This is a genomic window from Iodidimonas gelatinilytica, from assembly GCF_008579125.1.
GTDB classification, from domain to species: Bacteria; Pseudomonadota; Alphaproteobacteria; order Sphingomonadales; family Rhodothalassiaceae; genus Iodidimonas; species Iodidimonas muriae.
The window spans coordinates 115,019-129,890 of record NZ_BKCL01000002.1 but is presented as its reverse complement, the minus strand read 5'-3'; the positions used below and the strand labels follow the sequence as shown (position 1 = coordinate 129,890).

The 14,872-nt window shown below is 56.7% G+C and carries 18 protein-coding genes; 6 read left to right on the top strand and 12 right to left on the bottom strand.

The window, feature by feature from the left end; all coding sequences use genetic code 11:
* Positions 1–30 precede the first annotated feature (30 nt).
* Genes lysA through argH form a run of 3 tightly spaced genes read right to left on the bottom strand, consistent with a single transcriptional unit; the run spans position 31 to position 2,971 of the window.
* The gene (lysA, locus tag JCM17844_RS03575; RefSeq protein ID WP_149999708.1) at positions 31–1,323 is read right to left on the bottom strand and encodes a diaminopimelate decarboxylase; all 1,293 of its coding nucleotides are present in this window, start codon (positions 1,321–1,323) and stop codon (positions 31–33) included.
* Positions 1,323–1,487: a lipoprotein gene (locus JCM17844_RS03570; RefSeq protein ID WP_149999707.1), complete on the bottom strand. Its 165-nt coding sequence runs from the start codon at positions 1,485–1,487 to the stop codon at positions 1,323–1,325. Before JCM17844_RS03570 ends, lysA begins: the two co-directional genes overlap by 1 nt.
* Positions 1,484–2,971, bottom strand: coding sequence for an argininosuccinate lyase (gene argH / locus JCM17844_RS03565; protein ID WP_149999706.1), 1,488 nt, complete (start codon positions 2,969–2,971; stop codon positions 1,484–1,486). The genes JCM17844_RS03570 and argH overlap by 4 nt, the downstream gene beginning before the upstream one ends.
* Positions 2,972–2,995: 24 nt before the next feature.
* On the opposite strand from argH, the gene JCM17844_RS03560 reads away from it, so the two are divergent.
* Positions 2,996–3,610, top strand: a complete 615-nt coding sequence (locus tag JCM17844_RS03560; protein ID WP_149999705.1) for a TlpA family protein disulfide reductase — start codon at positions 2,996–2,998, stop codon at positions 3,608–3,610.
* Between the two features lie 55 nt (positions 3,611–3,665).
* On the opposite strand, the gene JCM17844_RS03555 is transcribed toward JCM17844_RS03560, so the two are convergent.
* Positions 3,666–4,106: an NUDIX hydrolase gene (locus JCM17844_RS03555; protein WP_149999704.1), complete on the bottom strand. Its 441-nt coding sequence runs from the start codon at positions 4,104–4,106 to the stop codon at positions 3,666–3,668.
* Positions 4,107–4,168: 62 nt separating this feature from the next.
* On the opposite strand from JCM17844_RS03555, the gene JCM17844_RS03550 reads away from it, so the two are divergent.
* Positions 4,169–4,900: an SOS response-associated peptidase gene (locus JCM17844_RS03550; protein ID WP_149999703.1), complete on the top strand. Its 732-nt coding sequence runs from the start codon at positions 4,169–4,171 to the stop codon at positions 4,898–4,900.
* Between the two features lie 25 nt (positions 4,901–4,925).
* On the opposite strand, the gene JCM17844_RS03545 is transcribed toward JCM17844_RS03550, so the two are convergent.
* From JCM17844_RS03545 to JCM17844_RS03535, 3 genes are all read right to left on the bottom strand, one after another.
* Positions 4,926–5,738 (bottom strand): hypothetical protein, encoded by an 813-nt coding sequence (locus JCM17844_RS03545; protein ID WP_149999702.1) that lies wholly within the window; start codon positions 5,736–5,738, stop codon positions 4,926–4,928.
* Positions 5,735–6,814 carry a CDP-glycerol glycerophosphotransferase family protein gene (locus tag JCM17844_RS03540; protein WP_149999701.1) on the bottom strand — a complete coding sequence of 360 codons (1,080 nt, stop codon included), beginning with the start codon at positions 6,812–6,814 and terminating at the stop codon, positions 5,735–5,737. Before JCM17844_RS03540 ends, JCM17844_RS03545 begins: the two co-directional genes overlap by 4 nt.
* Positions 6,815–6,927: 113 nt before the next feature.
* Positions 6,928–8,145: a CDP-alcohol phosphatidyltransferase family protein gene (locus JCM17844_RS03535; protein WP_210431287.1), complete on the bottom strand. Its 1,218-nt coding sequence runs from the start codon at positions 8,143–8,145 to the stop codon at positions 6,928–6,930.
* A 119-nt stretch (positions 8,146–8,264) separates the two neighbouring features.
* Here JCM17844_RS03535 and JCM17844_RS03530 point away from each other — a divergent pair, with 119 nt between their 5' ends.
* Both JCM17844_RS03530 and JCM17844_RS03525 read left to right on the top strand, forming a co-directional pair.
* Complete coding sequence (locus JCM17844_RS03530; RefSeq protein WP_149999700.1) at positions 8,265–9,197, top strand: metallophosphoesterase family protein; 933 nt, start codon at positions 8,265–8,267, stop codon at positions 9,195–9,197.
* A gap of 150 nt (positions 9,198–9,347) precedes the next feature.
* The gene (locus JCM17844_RS03525; RefSeq protein ID WP_210431286.1) at positions 9,348–10,112 is read left to right on the top strand and encodes a phosphocholine cytidylyltransferase family protein; all 765 of its coding nucleotides are present in this window, start codon (positions 9,348–9,350) and stop codon (positions 10,110–10,112) included.
* A 13-nt stretch (positions 10,113–10,125) separates the two neighbouring features.
* Here the strand turns inward: JCM17844_RS03525 and JCM17844_RS03520 are convergent, their stop codons facing one another.
* Both JCM17844_RS03520 and JCM17844_RS03515 read right to left on the bottom strand, forming a co-directional pair.
* A complete protein-coding gene (locus JCM17844_RS03520; RefSeq protein ID WP_149999698.1) occupies positions 10,126–10,938 on the bottom strand; it encodes a nucleotidyltransferase family protein in 813 nt (270 codons plus the stop codon).
* A gap of 72 nt (positions 10,939–11,010) precedes the next feature.
* The gene (locus JCM17844_RS03515) at positions 11,011–11,400 is read right to left on the bottom strand and encodes an HIT family protein (protein ID WP_149999697.1); all 390 of its coding nucleotides are present in this window, start codon (positions 11,398–11,400) and stop codon (positions 11,011–11,013) included.
* A 215-nt stretch (positions 11,401–11,615) separates the two neighbouring features.
* Here JCM17844_RS03515 and JCM17844_RS03510 point away from each other — a divergent pair, with 215 nt between their 5' ends.
* Entirely contained in the window at positions 11,616–11,822 is a 207-nt protein-coding gene (locus JCM17844_RS03510) for a hypothetical protein (RefSeq protein ID WP_149999696.1), read from the top strand.
* 107 nt (positions 11,823–11,929) lie between these two features.
* Here the strand turns inward: JCM17844_RS03510 and JCM17844_RS03505 are convergent, their stop codons facing one another.
* Together JCM17844_RS03505 and JCM17844_RS03500 are read right to left on the bottom strand one after the other, a co-directional pair.
* Complete coding sequence (locus JCM17844_RS03505; protein ID WP_210431285.1) at positions 11,930–12,376, bottom strand: thioredoxin family protein; 447 nt, start codon at positions 12,374–12,376, stop codon at positions 11,930–11,932.
* A 1-nt stretch (position 12,377) separates the two neighbouring features.
* Entirely contained in the window at positions 12,378–13,235 is an 858-nt protein-coding gene (locus JCM17844_RS03500; protein WP_149999694.1) for a hypothetical protein, read from the bottom strand.
* 28 nt (positions 13,236–13,263) lie between these two features.
* On the opposite strand from JCM17844_RS03500, the gene JCM17844_RS03495 reads away from it, so the two are divergent.
* Complete coding sequence (locus tag JCM17844_RS03495) at positions 13,264–13,929, top strand: Fe2+-dependent dioxygenase (RefSeq protein WP_149999891.1); 666 nt, start codon at positions 13,264–13,266, stop codon at positions 13,927–13,929.
* Between the two features lie 51 nt (positions 13,930–13,980).
* On the opposite strand, the gene JCM17844_RS03490 is transcribed toward JCM17844_RS03495, so the two are convergent.
* Positions 13,981–14,802, bottom strand: coding sequence for an LOG family protein (locus JCM17844_RS03490; protein WP_149999693.1), 822 nt, complete (start codon positions 14,800–14,802; stop codon positions 13,981–13,983).
* Positions 14,803–14,872 lie beyond the last annotated feature (70 nt).

Sequence of the window (14,872 nt, the reverse complement as noted above, 5' to 3'; positions counted from 1 at the left end):
TCTTGTATATCGGCAGCCGGGGCGGGGGCATCAAGCCTTGTCGGTCTTGCTATCCATATCCAGCCACGGAGCCACGCGATCCAGCGCCAAAAGATCCTCCACCTCCACGCGAGGCCGGATCACCGCATACTCATGGCCATTCACCAGCACTTCAGGCACAAGGGAGCGGCTATTATAGCTTGACGCCATCACCGCGCCATAAGCCCCTGCCGACCGCATCACCACCAAATCACCCGCTTTTACCGCTGTCGTTTCGCGGCCTTTGGCAAAGCTATCACCGGTTTCGCATACCGGACCGACAAAATCCGCCGGCATTGTCGGTGCATCAAGGGCCGCTTCCATAACCGGCGCAATGGCGTGATAAGCATCATACATGGCCGGGCGCAAAAGATCATTCATCGCCGCATCCAGGATCACGAAGCGCCGCGCCTCGCCTTCTTTTACATAAATCACTTTCGACAACAAAACCCCGGCATTGCCTGCAATCAGGCGGCCCGGTTCGGTGATGATCTGGCACCCAAGGCCGGATGCCACCTCTTTCACCATCAAACCATAATCCTGCGGCGAAGGTGGGGCAGGTTGGCCTGGTTCATAGGGAATACCAAGGCCGCCCCCCAGATCCAATCGAGCGATTTTATGGCCATCAGCACGCAATGCCGCCACCAGCTCTGCCACCCGGTCGAACGCCGCGCGAAACGGCCCCAAATCGGTCAATTGCGAGCCGATATGCACATCAATGCCAACAATGTCGATGCCGGGAAGGCTACGGGCATGGGCATAAGTCTCACGCGCACGGTCCCACGCAATGCCGAACTTGTTTTCCGCCCGGCCCGTAGAGATTTTGGCATGGGTTTTGGCATCCACATCGGGATTGATCCGCAAAGCAACGGGCGCACGCTGCCCCAAAGACACCGCCATCTGTGACAGCGCGTCCAATTCCGGTTCCGATTCCACATTGAACTGATGGATGCCTGCCGCAAGGGCCATGGCCATTTCATCAGCGGTTTTGCCCACGCCGGAAAATACGATCCGTTGCGGAGGAATCCCCGCCCTTAAAGCGCGGGTCAATTCACCACCGCTGACCACATCGGCCCCGCAGCCCAAACGCGCCAGGGTAGCCAGAACCGACAGGTTGGAATTGGCCTTCACCGCAAAACAGGTCAGATGGTCGGTGCCCGAAAGCGCATCATCAAACACCCGGAAATGGCGTTCCAAAGTGGCGGCGGAATAAACATAAACCGGCGTGCCCACCTCTTTGGAAATGCGAGACAAGGCCACGTCTTCCGCATGAAGCTGGCCTTCATGATACTGAAAATGATCCATCAGAGTTGCTCTGGCCCCTCTGCATCACGCGGCGGAATTTTGCGGAAATCTTCAATTCGCGGGTCTTCGGTTTTTCCATCGGGCGGCACAATATCGCCGCGCCGTCCACAAGCAGATAGCCCCATCACCGCAATCATCAAACCAAGCGTTAAAAAACGGCTCATGCGCTGTGCTCCGCCTTGGAATTCCTTGCCGTCAAAGCCTGCCGCGCTGTTTTGATGGCCTGCCTTACCTGCCGGGGTGCCGTACCGCCAAAGCTGGTGCGCGATGCAGCCGATGCCTCCACACTCAGCACGCTGAATACATCCTCGGTGATCCGCGCATCGATGGCCTGCATGTCCGCAAGGCTCAGATCTTCAAGGGCGGCCCCGCGATCTTCCGCAAGTTTCACAATGCGGCCCGTTACATGATGCGCATCACGGAACGGCAAATTCGCCCCGCGCACCAGCCAATCGGCCAGATCTGTGGCGGTGGAATAGCCCGCGCCCGCCGCAGCGGCCATCTTGGCCGCATCAACATGCAAATCCTGCACCATGCCGGTCATGGCCGCCAGCGACAAAGTATAGGCCTCGACCGCATCGAACACGGGTTCTTTGTCTTCTTGCATATCTTTGGAATAGGCCAGCGGTAGCCCCTTCATCACCATCAGCAGCGTTTGATAGGCGCCATTCACCCGCCCCAATTTTGCACGCACCAGTTCCGCAGCATCCGGATTGCGTTTTTGCGGCATGATGGACGAGCCAGTGGAAAAGCTGTCGGACAAGCGCACAAATCCGAATCCGGCGCTGGTCCACACCACCAGTTCTTCCGCCAAGCGGCTGAGATGCATCGCCGCCAGATTAAGGGCCGCCATGAATTCCAATGCAAAATCCCGATCCGACACCGCATCCAATGAATTGGCCGTTGGCCGATCAAAACCCAAAGCCGCCGCTGTCATATGCCGGTCGATGGGGAAAGACGTTCCCGCCAGCGCCGCCGACCCCAAGGGACTTTCATTCAGGCGCGCCCGACAATCCGCAAGGCGGCCTCTGTCCCGGCGGATCATTTCATAATAGGCCATCAGATGGTGCCCGAAGGTCACCGGCTGGGCGGTTTGCAAATGGGTAAAGCCGGGCATCAAGGTGTCGGCATGTTCCTCGGCACGATCCAGCAAGGCCTGTTGGAAAGCCTGCAAATCCGCATCCAGCCGGTCGATGGCCGCACGGGTCCATAATTTGAAATCCGTCGCCACCTGATCATTGCGCGAACGCGCCGTATGCAACCGTCCTGCCGCCTCACCGATCAGATCGCGCAGCCGCGATTCCACATGCATGTGGATATCTTCCAAAGCCGGATCAAAGGCCATCTCGCCGCGTGCGATTTCCTCTTCCACCTGATCCAGCCCGCCAAGAATGGCCTCACCATCTGCTGCGGTCAAAATGCCCGTTGCCACCAGCATGCGACAATGTGCCTTGGAACCGGCAATGTCATGGCGGAACAGCACATGATCGATATCAATGGAGGCATTGATATTTTTCATAATGTCCGAAGGGCCGCCAGCAAATCGCCCGCCCCAGAGTTCATTGGATGACGCGGAAGATTCTACCGGATTTGAAACAGTGCTCCCGCTTTGCCGGGACGCGCTTTTTTTGCTAGGGTCATGGGACATAGGTAATTTTTACGATCGGTTGTTATGAACAAACAGATGGTATTGGCCGCCGCCGCACTTGCAAGCATCGGCCTTATTGGATGGGCAGCATATGAAATGCTGAGCCCCGGCGAAAGCTCTCAGACGAGTCAAAATGAAGTTTCTCGGCAAACCGCCGGCCTGAACGCCGCCTTGGCGCAAGGCGCAATGGCCACATTCGACCTGACCGAAGGGCGGCCAAGCCTTCCCTTGGACATGCAAATCCAGGGGCCGGATGGGACCATGACCTTGGGCGATTTGCGCGGTCAGGTGCTGTTGATCAATCTTTGGGCGGAATGGTGCGCCCCCTGTATCGAGGAAATGCCCACCTTGGCGGCATTGGAAGCGGATATGGGCAGCGCCGATTTTCGGGTGGTGCCCATTTCCATCGACCGCAGCCCGGTGGCGCAGGCGCAAACCGTTTTGGAAAAATTCAAAGCCGCCAATCTGACCACCTTGGCGGATCCCAGCATGCGATTGATGGGTGATTTGGGCATTATCGGCCTGCCTGCCACCTTATTGGTAGACCGCGAAGGCCGGGAAATCGGGCGGCTTGTCGGCCCCGCCGATTGGAACAGCCCGGATGCCAAAGCCTTGGTAAAAGCCGCCTTGGCATCCTGATCGCCCGAACAGCATCAAAGGGTTTTGAGTAACGGAAATAATGAAGGCGGCGCGATCAAATATCCCCCAATCGCGCTGCCCCCAACAAGATGATCCGCCGGGTTTCCGACCAAAGCGGCACATCACCAAGACCATCCAACGCCACCCATTGCGCCTTGCGGGCATCGCTGGCCGCTTTGGGCTCCCCTGCTGTCCAGCGCGCCAGATAATCCACAAGAGTATAATGATGGCGGATGGCGTGGCTTTCATCGGGCTCGATATAATCGACCACATCCAAAAGGCCTATGATATCCGCATGAACGCCGGTTTCTTCCAAAACCTCCCGCGCGGCCGCAGCGCTGGCGGTTTCCCCCAAATCCTGCGCTCCGCCGGGCAGGCTCCATTCGCCAATCTTCGGGGGCTTTGATCTTTGGATCAAAAGCACCGATGCCCCCTTGAAGACAACGGCCCCCACCCCGATGATAGGGCGCTTGGGATAATGGCGGCTCTGGCTCATTTCAACACCTTTGTTCCATACTCTCGTGATCCGGTTCATGTGGCTTTATAAAGGACAAATCTATGTGTGGACGCTTTGTCCTGAGTTCTCCATTGGAGGCCGTGGCCCGCACATTCGACCTTGACCCACCCAAAAGCAATTTCCCACCACGGTATAATATTGCGCCCACCCAAGCCATTGCCGTTGTTCGCCAAGCCGACGAGGACAGTGGAACCGGCGCCCCCATAGGAACGCGGGAGCTGATCCCCATGCGCTGGGGTCTGGTGCCATTCTGGATGAAAGAGTTGCCCAAAAGCCGCCCCTTGATCAATGCGCGGTTGGAAACGGCCGCACTAAAGCCCAGCTTTCGCGCCAGTTGGCGGCATCGACGCTGCCTTGTGCCGTTCGATGGCTGGTATGAATGGATGGCGGCGCGCGGCGGGAAAGGCAAACAGCCCTATTTCATCCATCCCGCCAATCCGCAGCAATGCCCCTTGGCCTTTGCCGGTCTGTGGGAACGCTGGTATGGCCCCGATGGTGGAAGCTGGCTGGAAACGGTGGCCATCCTGACCATGCCTGCGCCTTCTTCCCTGTCACATCTGCATCACCGGATGCCCGTTGTGCTGAACCGCAGCTATCATGACAGATGGCTGGGCGACGGCGTGGAACGCACCCCAAAAGATATCCCGCCCGATGCCTTGGTTTCCTATGCGGATTATAAAGCCTATCCCGTTTCCGACCGTGTAAACCGGGTGTCATATGACGCAGCGGATCTTGTCGTCCCCCTCACGGGCCATCAGCCAAGGCTGTTCTAGGATTGCCCTTGGGGCCTTTTCGGGATCACTCGCCCCCCATATCTTGTTTTTGAACGGCACGGACCACAGCCACCGCCGCCGTAAAGATGATCAACACCCCGATGCCCGTAAACACCGATCCCACAAGCGTTGATAATTTGGTGGGGCTAGTTCCATCACTGAGAAAAGGCATCACCACCAACGCCCCAAAAAGCGAGGCGGATACAGGCCCCAGAACCGCTATGGCTGCGAAGGGCTTCCAATGGGGTTTCATGCGCAACAGGGCTTGGCGAATACCCCGTTTTTGCCCCAAGGCGGCATAAACCACCGCCACGCTATAAGCCGTATAAAGCCATAGCAGCGACACCATCGCCAATACGAACATGATCGAACTCAAAATGCCATCGCCAATCCCTAGCAAACCGCCAAGAACGGCAAGCAAAAGGGACAGCACGAACAATCCGATGATGACCGCAAAAAGATACAAAAGAAAAGACAAGGTGTGGAGAAGCGACAAGCCATAGCTTCGGCCCAAGCTCCGCCCGAACACCCCGCCCCGGCCAAGCAACAAGGCCCGCGCCCACAAAACCGGTACAACAACCAGCAGAAAGAAACTGGCAATGGTTTGCGCCAGAATTTTCGGAAGCAAGGTGCGCAGGTCCGCCGCAGCACCTTCCGGGTCATCCTGCATCGCGTTTTGCCACGCCACAAGATCATCAAATAACGGAGCCGTCAAAATAGTGTTGATAATGGCCCATAACAACGCCAACAACACAAATACTTCTGCATGAGCCCGAATATCTTTGGCGATAGATGCCAGAATTTCCGAGAATCCCAGACGTGCGCGGTCAGTGCTCATGCCGGTTCCTTATTCTTTTCTTCGGCATCGGCCCCAACGCCTTTGCCATATTTTGTTCCGTTTACGAAATGATCCACGATAGCATTGGCGGCGCGCCGTTCTGATGGCCTGTCTGTCAAATCAAAAGTCTCTTGAAACAGGCTTTTTTGCATGGGCAGATAATGGCCATGCCGGGCATCGGCTTCGGCCAATGCCTTGGGGAGATCGGCCATCGAACGCACCACATCGCCCGCGTGCCACATCTTGAAGCTGTCATCATCTTGCCAGCCCTCCACCCCCCGCGCATCGAGAAAAATTGCCGGACGCGGGCGATGCAAAAACTCATAGATCTGGCTGCTCACATCGCCCAGATAAATATCTGCCCCATCCATATAGGTCATATCCAACACCGCATCGCTACCCGTATCCAGATGCATATGCGGCACAGCGCGCCACCGCCCCAAAGGCCGTGCCCGATGCCGAAACCAGCGTTGATACAGCAAAACATGCGGCGCAAAAATCAGATTATAGCGATCCGATTGGCCGAAATATTCCAGCACCGCGCGGCCCATGGTCGGCCAGGAGGATTCGCGGCGGCTATAATGCGGATTGTAAAGAACGGTCTTGCGGCCGGAAGGCAAGCGCGGATAGGGGGCGCCCAAACTCTGGATCACGGAAAATTTCGGATAGCCCACAATGGCGCAATTTTCCGGCTTCACAAGGCCCGATGCCAAAAGACGATCGGTAATCTTGGGACCGGGGGCAAGAACCAGATCGAATTGCGCCAGTTCGGGATAATAAGCCTCTGCCCGGTCGCCCGCCCCATGATGGGTATAAACGATTTTCAAATGCTCCAGCCCCGGTTCGCGCTTTAGCTTCAGGCTGGTTTTCTCCGGCACCACAAGCACATCAAAATCCGCAAACAGCGCTTTATTGGCATCCAGAACCGCTTGTTTTTTTGCAAAAGCAAAGGGCTTTATCACCGGATCGATCAATCGTGCATAAAGCGGAACCTCCACCATATGCACCCAGACCTTATGGCCGGGATAGCGCTGCGCCACCCGCTCCACCACCGAACGCAGGGCCGCCCCCAGCACGAAAATCTCCACCTGATGTTGGGGATAGCCCGCGACAGCTCGAATGCGATGGGCGCGGCATGCAAGATCTGATGGCCCGCATAATGATTGAACAGAAATCCAAAACGCATGATCTATTGCTCGACAGAAGAGTAAGACGACGACTGGTCAAGCCATGACTCCAAGGCAGCGCGGCGATGCTGGCTTTCCGCCTGCAGGATCTGCACCAGATGCACCAAAAGGCTGAGCACCGTCCACAAGGCCACCCACAAAAATCCGGTGGTCGGGGTGGCGATCAGCAAAGCAAGGCTAAGCAGCACAAGATTGGGATTGCGCCGCGACACGATCAGCCGGAAAAAACTGTCAAAGCGCCGCCAGATATGCAGTTCCATCTTGAAGCGGGCGATGAAATATCCCTCGATCAAGCGCCCGGCAATATAGCCGCCGACAATCACCAAAAGCGCCGGATCAAGCCACAAGGGAGCCGCCTCTCCCGCGCTTGCCACCAATCCGTGCGCCCAGGCCCAATACCAAAAGGGCGGATGGATCAGATCAATGCCATGATCGAACACATTGCCCCATTTGGAAGAGGTAAGCGTGGTACGCGCCAGCTTGCCATCCACCGTATCCAGAAAGGTCATGCCCCATGCGGCCAACAATCCCGGTGCGAACGCGCCGATCCAGAAAAACCAGAAGGCCGCCACCACCAGAATAGCGGACAGACTGGTGACCATATTGGGAGAAAGATGAAGCCGCGCACAAAGGCGCGTCACATGAAAGGCGGGCAAAGGCCACAGATATTTCGTCACCACATCCGTCACGCCTTTATACGACCCTTGAAACAGCCGCTTTTCCGCCGCCCGCGCACCAATGTCCGATACCCGCAGGCAATAGGGAGCCTCGCGTTTACGCAATGCGCTGCGATACGCCTGCGCTATCTCCTGGGGGCTGGCGATCTCCAGTCCTGCAGGAGCCGCATCGCGCCCTTCCATCCATGCCCGCGCCGCCTTTACCAGCTTCGCGCTGGCATGGCAGCCCCGCGCCCCATCCGCCTCCACCGCCCGATCGGGGTGCTGCAACAACCACTCCAGAACCGGCGCATCATAAAGGCAATCCGCATCCAGAATCAGGCGGGGGCCCGCAGCCACAAGGGACAGCATACCCGGTTTTTGCGAAAGCTGGCGCAACAGGCGCTCTTTTCCGGAAAGGCCAAACAGCCAAACGGGATCGGCGGCCTCGATTATCTCGACATAGGGCATTGTCTCGTCAGCCGTGCCATGTGACGGTGTCGCGTCAGCCTCGACAGGGGCACGATCATCTTGCACAGTACGGTCCATGGGATTTGCCGTCATGCTTTTATCTTCCCGGTCTGATGGGGGCCTGTTCCCATTGAAGCTGCACCGCATAGCCTACCAGAGACGCTGCTGTCCAATATCGCGCACAATAAACGACCATTTTCAGGCCAAAGTTCATGTTTACCCTTGCCCATATTTCCGATCTTCATTTCCCGCCTTTGCCCCCTGCCAGCGCCAAAGAGCTTTTGAGCAAACGCATCCTTGGGTATTTATCATGGCACCGCAAGCGCAAGCATGAACATTGCGCCACTGTGCTAGAAGCGCTGTTGGACGAATTGAAGGCAAACCCAACCGATCATATCTGCGTCACCGGCGATCTCACCAATATTGCCCTTCCGCAAGAATTCAAAACCGCACAAAACTGGCTGGAGCGCTTGGGGAAAGCAGAAGATATCAGCATCATTCCCGGCAATCACGATGCCTATGTGAAAGGCGCATTGGACCGCGGCATGGAAAACTGGCGCCAATGGATGACCTCCGACGCGGGCGCACCGGACCAACTGTGCCATCCGCAAATCTTTCCCTTTGTGCGGCGCCGCGATGGCGTGTCGATCATCGGCACTTCCACCGCTGTCGCCACCCTGCCCGCACTTGCCAGCGGGCGCTTGGGAGAAGATCAACGGGATGCTCTGGAGGCCTTGTTACAAGCCGAACACAAGGCGAGGCAATTTACCATCATCATGATCCATCATCCGCCGCAGCCCGGCGCGGAAAGCCCGCGCAAAGCCCTGAGCGATGGCGCACCGTTTCGCAAGATGATCGCCCGCACCGGCGCGGGCCTGATCCTGCACGGGCATACCCACCGCGCGCTTGTGTCGCAGATTGATGGCCCGCACGGCCCCGTGCCCGTTCTGGGATGCGGATCGTCGTCTTCGATCGGGTCCCATAGAGGGCCGGGCCATTATTACCGTATCCAATTGAACCCAAAGACGCCTTCGGCCGGAATTAAAGTGGAGTCCCGCCATTTTGATGCCACAAAAACACGCTTTTTTCCTGCAAAGTCACAGACTTTGATACAAGACAGCCATGCGGCGCTATCCCATGGATGATGCTGTGGGCCCATTCCCCACACAGACACGTGATTTGTCTGTCAGGGCTTGGATAAGATGTATTGTCTGCGTATCAAAGAGTATCGACACAAGAAACAAACACGCCGATCAAAACGCAATATCATCAATCAATTAATGTGCAGGACGCCCGTGAAAGCAATTATTTTAAGTGCCGGACAAGGAAAACGCCTGTTCCCCCTTACCGAAAATACCCCCAAATGTCTGCTTGCGCTTGGCAGTGGCACCACATTGCTTAGCTGGCAATTAAACCAGCTTGCACAAGCAGGAATCAAAGAAGCGGTGGTCGTCACCGGCTATCAGGCGCAGCATGTGGAGCAAGAAATCGACCGCTGCCGCAACCAGCTCCATATTCGCACCATTTATAATCCCGACTATGCCACATCGGACAATCTGCGCAGTGTGTGGCATGCCCGCGAAGAAATGACCGGCGATTTCATTTTGCTCAATGGCGACACCTTGTTCACCGCAGATGTGGTGACAACGCTGATGGCCAGTCCGCCACAACCCATCACGGTGACCACAGCACGCAAAGACCGCTATGACAGCGACGATATGAAAGTGAAATTGAAAGACGGCCTGCTGCATGCCATCGGCAAAACGCTGGATCTGGATAGCGTGGATGCGGAATCCATCGGCATGATCCGCTTCCAAGGCGAAGGTGTGGCCCATTTCCGCAGCACTGTGGAACGCATTGTAGAAAGCGGCAAGGGCGATGCGGTGTGGTATCTTTCGGTGATCGATACATTGGCCAAATTGATGGACATCCACATCACCACCATTCCCGGCGAAAATTGGTGTGAGGTGGATTTTCCCGTGGATCTGCAACGCGCCCGATCCGCCATCACCCAATGGGCCATGACCGGCGATCAAGGTCTGGAAGCCGCAGCATCCTGATTGGGCGGCGTCTTCAGGCGCTGCGTTTTTCCATCCGGCTCTGGAAGATATGGCGGGCCAGTTTCAGATCTTGCAGGCTATCGATATCGGTGGCCGCATCGGCATCATGCAAGATCACCGGAACCACCCTCAAATCCACGCGCTGCCCCAGGCGCCCCAGCGCATCGGCCAGGGTGAGACGCCCCAAAAACCATTGCACCAGCCCCATGATGCCAAGACGCGCCACCAGCCGCAGCGGCTTTTTACGGTCATGTTCGATGCGACGCCAGAAAGCCACACCGCGCACCGCCTGAGGCGCTTTCATGGCAAACATATTGCATCCGGAAAAAGCCCCGTCACGAAAAGCCAGTTTCGTGCGTTTGCCACGTGGATAGGTGGCTTCTACCAAAGCCAATGGCGCCAAAGCCGCCGCAATATCCGCGTCTTGCCGATCGGCTTCATCCAGAAATTGCCGCACCAGATCACCGGTAAGCAAAGGATGATCCGCCGTGGTAACAAACAGTCGCTCACCGGGTTTCATATCTTTCAAAGCCGATAAAACGCTGGCACTGGGGCCTTTGGCCGCTTGATGCCGCACCACATCGCCATTGGCCAAGCGTTGCGCCAAATGGGGGGCTTCCCGCTCTAAAGGGCTGTCTTTTGCCATGCTGATGCGAATATCCGCAGCACGGCCACTGCCTTCAATAGCCGCCAGCACATGTTCGATCATCGGCTTGCCGGCAAGGGGAACAAAGGCTTTGCTGCTAACCCCTTGATCCGCTGCAACGGGGTCGCCTTCAGCGCGGCGTCCGGCAAGGATGAGAACGCGATAAGCATGATGTGTCATCAATAGATCCAAAAAGAGGGAGCGTGCTTCAGCCAACCCAGCTTGCGCGAAGATGGGCGATCAAGTCTGCCTTTAGCAAGTCGTCACAGCTATTTTTATGGCCAAGATCAGCACACCCGGCCAACCGGGGTCGGCAAAAGACTGGCCTTGGAACTGACGCACCCCTTCATAGCGCGGGATCACATGAAAATGCACCTGCGGATCCACCATCATCAGCATCAGCCAATTGATTTTGTCATTGTGAAAACAGGTGAGCAAAGTGCGCTCCACCGCACTGACGATTTGATGAAATTCCAATGCCGCATCTTTGGAAATCCCGGAAAAGGCCGTAGCCTCTTCCTTGCAGATAACCACCAGCGCCCCCAGCGTTGTCTGCGCAGGGCGTAGAGTTACCGCCCAAAAATCTCCTTCAAAGATCACAGAGGACGGATAACCAAATTTAAGCAAGGTCGCATGAGGCATAAAGACATCCATGATGCTGTGCTGTGCACACAAAGGGGTGATCACGGTGATAAACGGCTGCCGCGAAACTGGCAAGTAAGCGCCGCTTTCTTGTCATATAAGGCTGCTACTCCCATCTAACAGACAGCCGTTGAAGTGCCTGACATCGGGAAAAACAATGTCTCCATGATGTCGACGGCAACGGGAACACGTCCATTTCCGCAAGGAGTACGGCCATGACAAGCATGGATCCTATCTTTCATGAAGAGACTCTAGAAACCCTTTTGAACGATGAGATCTGCCTCACCTTGATGCGATGCGACGGCATTTCAATGCCGGAGGTGCATCATCAAATGCGCGTCGTTGGACAACGCTTGCGAAACAAAAACGCCTCGCGCCCGCCAAAAGCGGTTGAATTCCGCCAGTTGGCACAGGCAGGCTAATCAAGCCCCCCTTAAAAGACAGAGCGCATAAAGACCGGCGATCATGGCCGTCCTTTATGCGCTCTTTTTATATGCGCCCCTTCAAAGAGACGTGCGAAATCAAAGAATTAGTGAACCGATATCGAGGCTTCTTCCAAGAAAGACAGGATCTTGTTCTCATCCACCAAGCCCTGCCCGCGTGTAACCAGCGCCCCATTGCGGAAGACCAGAAGCTGTCCGGTGGACGTCACCTTATACTGTTTCAAAAAGTCCGTATGACGGTCGAAATCCACGCGGAAAAGCTGCGCATCCGGCACCTGCCCCTTGGCTTCAAGGGCCTGAAAGCTGCGATGTTGGGCTTCGCAAACCGGGCACCAGGAGGCATAGATCTGCACCAGAAGATCAGCCTTGCTCTCTATCGCCTGTGCAAAACGTCCGGTATCATAATCCTGCCATTGCTGCAACAAAGGGTCATCGGCCCGCACATTCAGATAGATCAATTTGCCAAGAGGGCTCACCGCCACAAGGCCCGCCACCAGCACCAATGGCAAGATGATTTTCAGCCAACGGGGCATGTCAAAGTCCCCTGACCGCCAGCGCCACGCGGGAACTGGCCGCCAAAAGTGCGGCAGGTTCGGGGCCGTTTTCCGCCAGGCGTTCCGCATTGGGATAGGCTTTTTCCAACAGGTCGAGCGCGTCGCTGATTTTGTCCCATGCCCGGCTGTCTCTGGCTTTTATACTCTCTTTCGCCGCATTGGCCCGCGCGGCAGCGGCACTGAAATAGCCATAGCCATCCAGAAAGGCTTCCCCCGCATCACCGGCCCGCGCAAGGCGATATTGCAAGGCGGCGCGTTCAATCATATCAGCAGCCACTTCCGCTTCCACACCGGCTTTGCTGCGGTCACTTTTGGGCGCATGGCTGGCGGCATCTTCGGTGGCTTTCAACACAGCTTCAGCGGCGGCAACCACCTCGGGAACGGGTTTCTTAGAAAACGCATGATCGCCGGCGCGCACCATCAAGCCATCAAAGGGGCGCACATCATGGGACGCAAAGATTTGTTCCAGATCAAAATAAATTTCGGCAATGGGATGAACGAACATTTCCGCCGCAGCTTCCGCATTGCCAGCCCGATAAGCGCCAATCCCCGCCAGATAATGGGCGCGGATCACATCCAAAGCGATCAGATAGGCAACGGGATCACGGGCAGCCCGTTCGGGATCGACACCGGCTTCACCGCCTTCGCCTCCCTCTCCGCCTTCACCACCCTCGCCCCCTTGGGCGATAGCGAGGGGCGCGGCGGCCATATCCGCCATATGGGAAAGCGGCGCGTCCACATCCACAGCCCCCTGATCATGGCCCATAGCCACAGTCGGTGATAACAAAGCCGCTGCACTAAGGCTTGTCCATAAACGCCGACGACGCCATTGTGTCATGAGAGGCTCTCCCGAGAAGTTGCGAGTGATGATCATTTTCATTTCAGATGTACTGAATCAAGACGCCCTGTCAAGGGCACGCGAGGCTGTGGCCGGGCTTTCTTTTGAGCCGGGGCAAACCACAGCCGGTTGGCATGCCCGGTCGGTGAAAGCCAACAGCCAAGCCATGCCCTCGGCGGGTCTGCGGGTTCTGCAACAGCGGATCGTGAAAGCCATTGAAGCCCATCCGGTCGTGCAAATGTCGGCCCTGCCGCGCCATATGGCCCCGCCTTTGATCAGCCGCTATGGGCCGGGCGATGCCTATGGCTGCCATGTGGATGATGCGGTGATGGGCACCCCGCCTTTACGGTCTGATCTATCGGCCACATTGTTTTTGAACGACCCCGATGCCTATGACGGCGGCGAACTGATAATCGAAGGCCCCGGCGGCGAGGAGGCCGTCAAATTGGCGGCGGGGTCTTTAGTGCTTTATCCGTCCACCAGCTTGCATCAGGTGGCCCCTGTCACAAAAGGCGAGCGACTGGTGGCGGTGACATGGATACAAAGCCTGATCGCCGATGAAGCGGCCCGCGCCATATTGTTCGATCTGGCGCAGGCAAAACAGCAGATGTTTGAACAGGCCGGCAAATCCCCCGCCTTTGATCTGCTGGCCAAATCCTATGCCAATCTGTTGCGCCGCTGGGCACGCCCCTGAACCGGACGCAACCGCACAGAACGTTGCCCTCCTTAAGCCGACGGGGGCCGATTACTTATGGTTTGCGCAAGTGCTTTTGCAATAATCGCGGATGGTTTCCCACGCCTCTTCGGCGCTTTCCACATATTGGATCAAATCCAGATCCTTATGGGCGATCATGCCCGCATCGGCCATGACCTGAAGATTGAGAATACTGTCCCACCATTCCTTCCGGTACAGCAGCACCGGGATCGGATCGATCTTGCCCGTCTGGATAAGGGTCAGGGTTTCAAACAGCTCATCCATCGTGCCAAAACCGCCGGGGAAGCACACCAAGGCCCGCGCCCGCATCAAAAAATGCATTTTGCGCAAAGCGAAATAGTGGAACTGGAAGCATAATTCCGGCGTAATATAGGGATTGGGAGCCTGTTCATGGGGCAAAACGATGTTCAGGCCAATGCTTTCCGCCCCCACATCATGGGCACCGCGATTGCCGGCTTCCATGATGCCCGGCCCGCCGCCCGTGACCACCATCAGTTTTTCCGGGCACCCGCCTTCCGCCTGCGAAATCAGCCGGGCAAGCGCACGCGCGGCTTCATAATCGCGGCCACATAGATCATCATTCGAGCCATCCTTGGCAAATCGCTGCGAACGGGCGCTGCCGAAAATCACCACCGTTGCGTCGACCCCGTGCTCTTGCAACAACAGTTCGGGCTTCATCAATTCAAGCTGGAGGCGCGTTGGCCGCAAAGCATCACGCTTTAAAAAATCCAGATCCGTAAAGGCCAGCCGATAAGCCGGCGAGCGGGTTTGTGGCGTATCCGGTGTGCGACGGGCGCGCTGTTCATCTTCGCTGGCTGATGGAAACGCCGAACGACGTTTATCCGCGTTCATAAGTAGGTCCCCGTTTTGTGATGCCTATGGATGATTGAGTGTATCCTCAAAACGTGGCATCGGAGGGAAC

Bases quoted from the DNA above. Each gene is read 5' to 3' on its own strand.
- lysA (WP_149999708.1), bottom strand. From the start codon at position 1,323: ATGGATCATTTTCAGTATCATGAAGGCCAGCTTCATGCGGAAGACGTG.
- JCM17844_RS03570 (WP_149999707.1), bottom strand. From the start codon at position 1,487: ATGAGCCGTTTTTTAACGCTTGGTTTGATGATTGCGGTGATGGGGCTA.
- argH (WP_149999706.1), bottom strand. From the start codon at position 2,971: ATGTCCCATGACCCTAGCAAAAAAAGCGCGTCCCGGCAAAGCGGGAGC.
- JCM17844_RS03560 (WP_149999705.1), top strand. From the start codon at position 2,996: ATGAACAAACAGATGGTATTGGCCGCCGCCGCACTTGCAAGCATCGGC.
- JCM17844_RS03555 (WP_149999704.1), bottom strand. From the start codon at position 4,106: ATGAGCCAGAGCCGCCATTATCCCAAGCGCCCTATCATCGGGGTGGGG.
- JCM17844_RS03550 (WP_149999703.1), top strand. From the start codon at position 4,169: ATGTGTGGACGCTTTGTCCTGAGTTCTCCATTGGAGGCCGTGGCCCGC.
- JCM17844_RS03545 (WP_149999702.1), bottom strand. From the start codon at position 5,738: ATGAGCACTGACCGCGCACGTCTGGGATTCTCGGAAATTCTGGCATCT.
- JCM17844_RS03535 (WP_210431287.1), bottom strand. From the start codon at position 8,145: ATGACGGCAAATCCCATGGACCGTACTGTGCAAGATGATCGTGCCCCT.
- JCM17844_RS03530 (WP_149999700.1), top strand. From the start codon at position 8,265: ATGTTTACCCTTGCCCATATTTCCGATCTTCATTTCCCGCCTTTGCCC.
- JCM17844_RS03520 (WP_149999698.1), bottom strand. From the start codon at position 10,938: ATGACACATCATGCTTATCGCGTTCTCATCCTTGCCGGACGCCGCGCT.
- JCM17844_RS03515 (WP_149999697.1), bottom strand. From the start codon at position 11,400: ATGCCTCATGCGACCTTGCTTAAATTTGGTTATCCGTCCTCTGTGATC.
- JCM17844_RS03510 (WP_149999696.1), top strand. From the start codon at position 11,616: ATGACAAGCATGGATCCTATCTTTCATGAAGAGACTCTAGAAACCCTT.
- JCM17844_RS03505 (WP_210431285.1), bottom strand. From the start codon at position 12,376: ATGCCCCGTTGGCTGAAAATCATCTTGCCATTGGTGCTGGTGGCGGGC.
- JCM17844_RS03500 (WP_149999694.1), bottom strand. From the start codon at position 13,235: ATGACACAATGGCGTCGTCGGCGTTTATGGACAAGCCTTAGTGCAGCG.
- JCM17844_RS03495 (WP_149999891.1), top strand. From the start codon at position 13,264: ATGATCATTTTCATTTCAGATGTACTGAATCAAGACGCCCTGTCAAGG.
- JCM17844_RS03490 (WP_149999693.1), bottom strand. From the start codon at position 14,802: ATGAACGCGGATAAACGTCGTTCGGCGTTTCCATCAGCCAGCGAAGAT.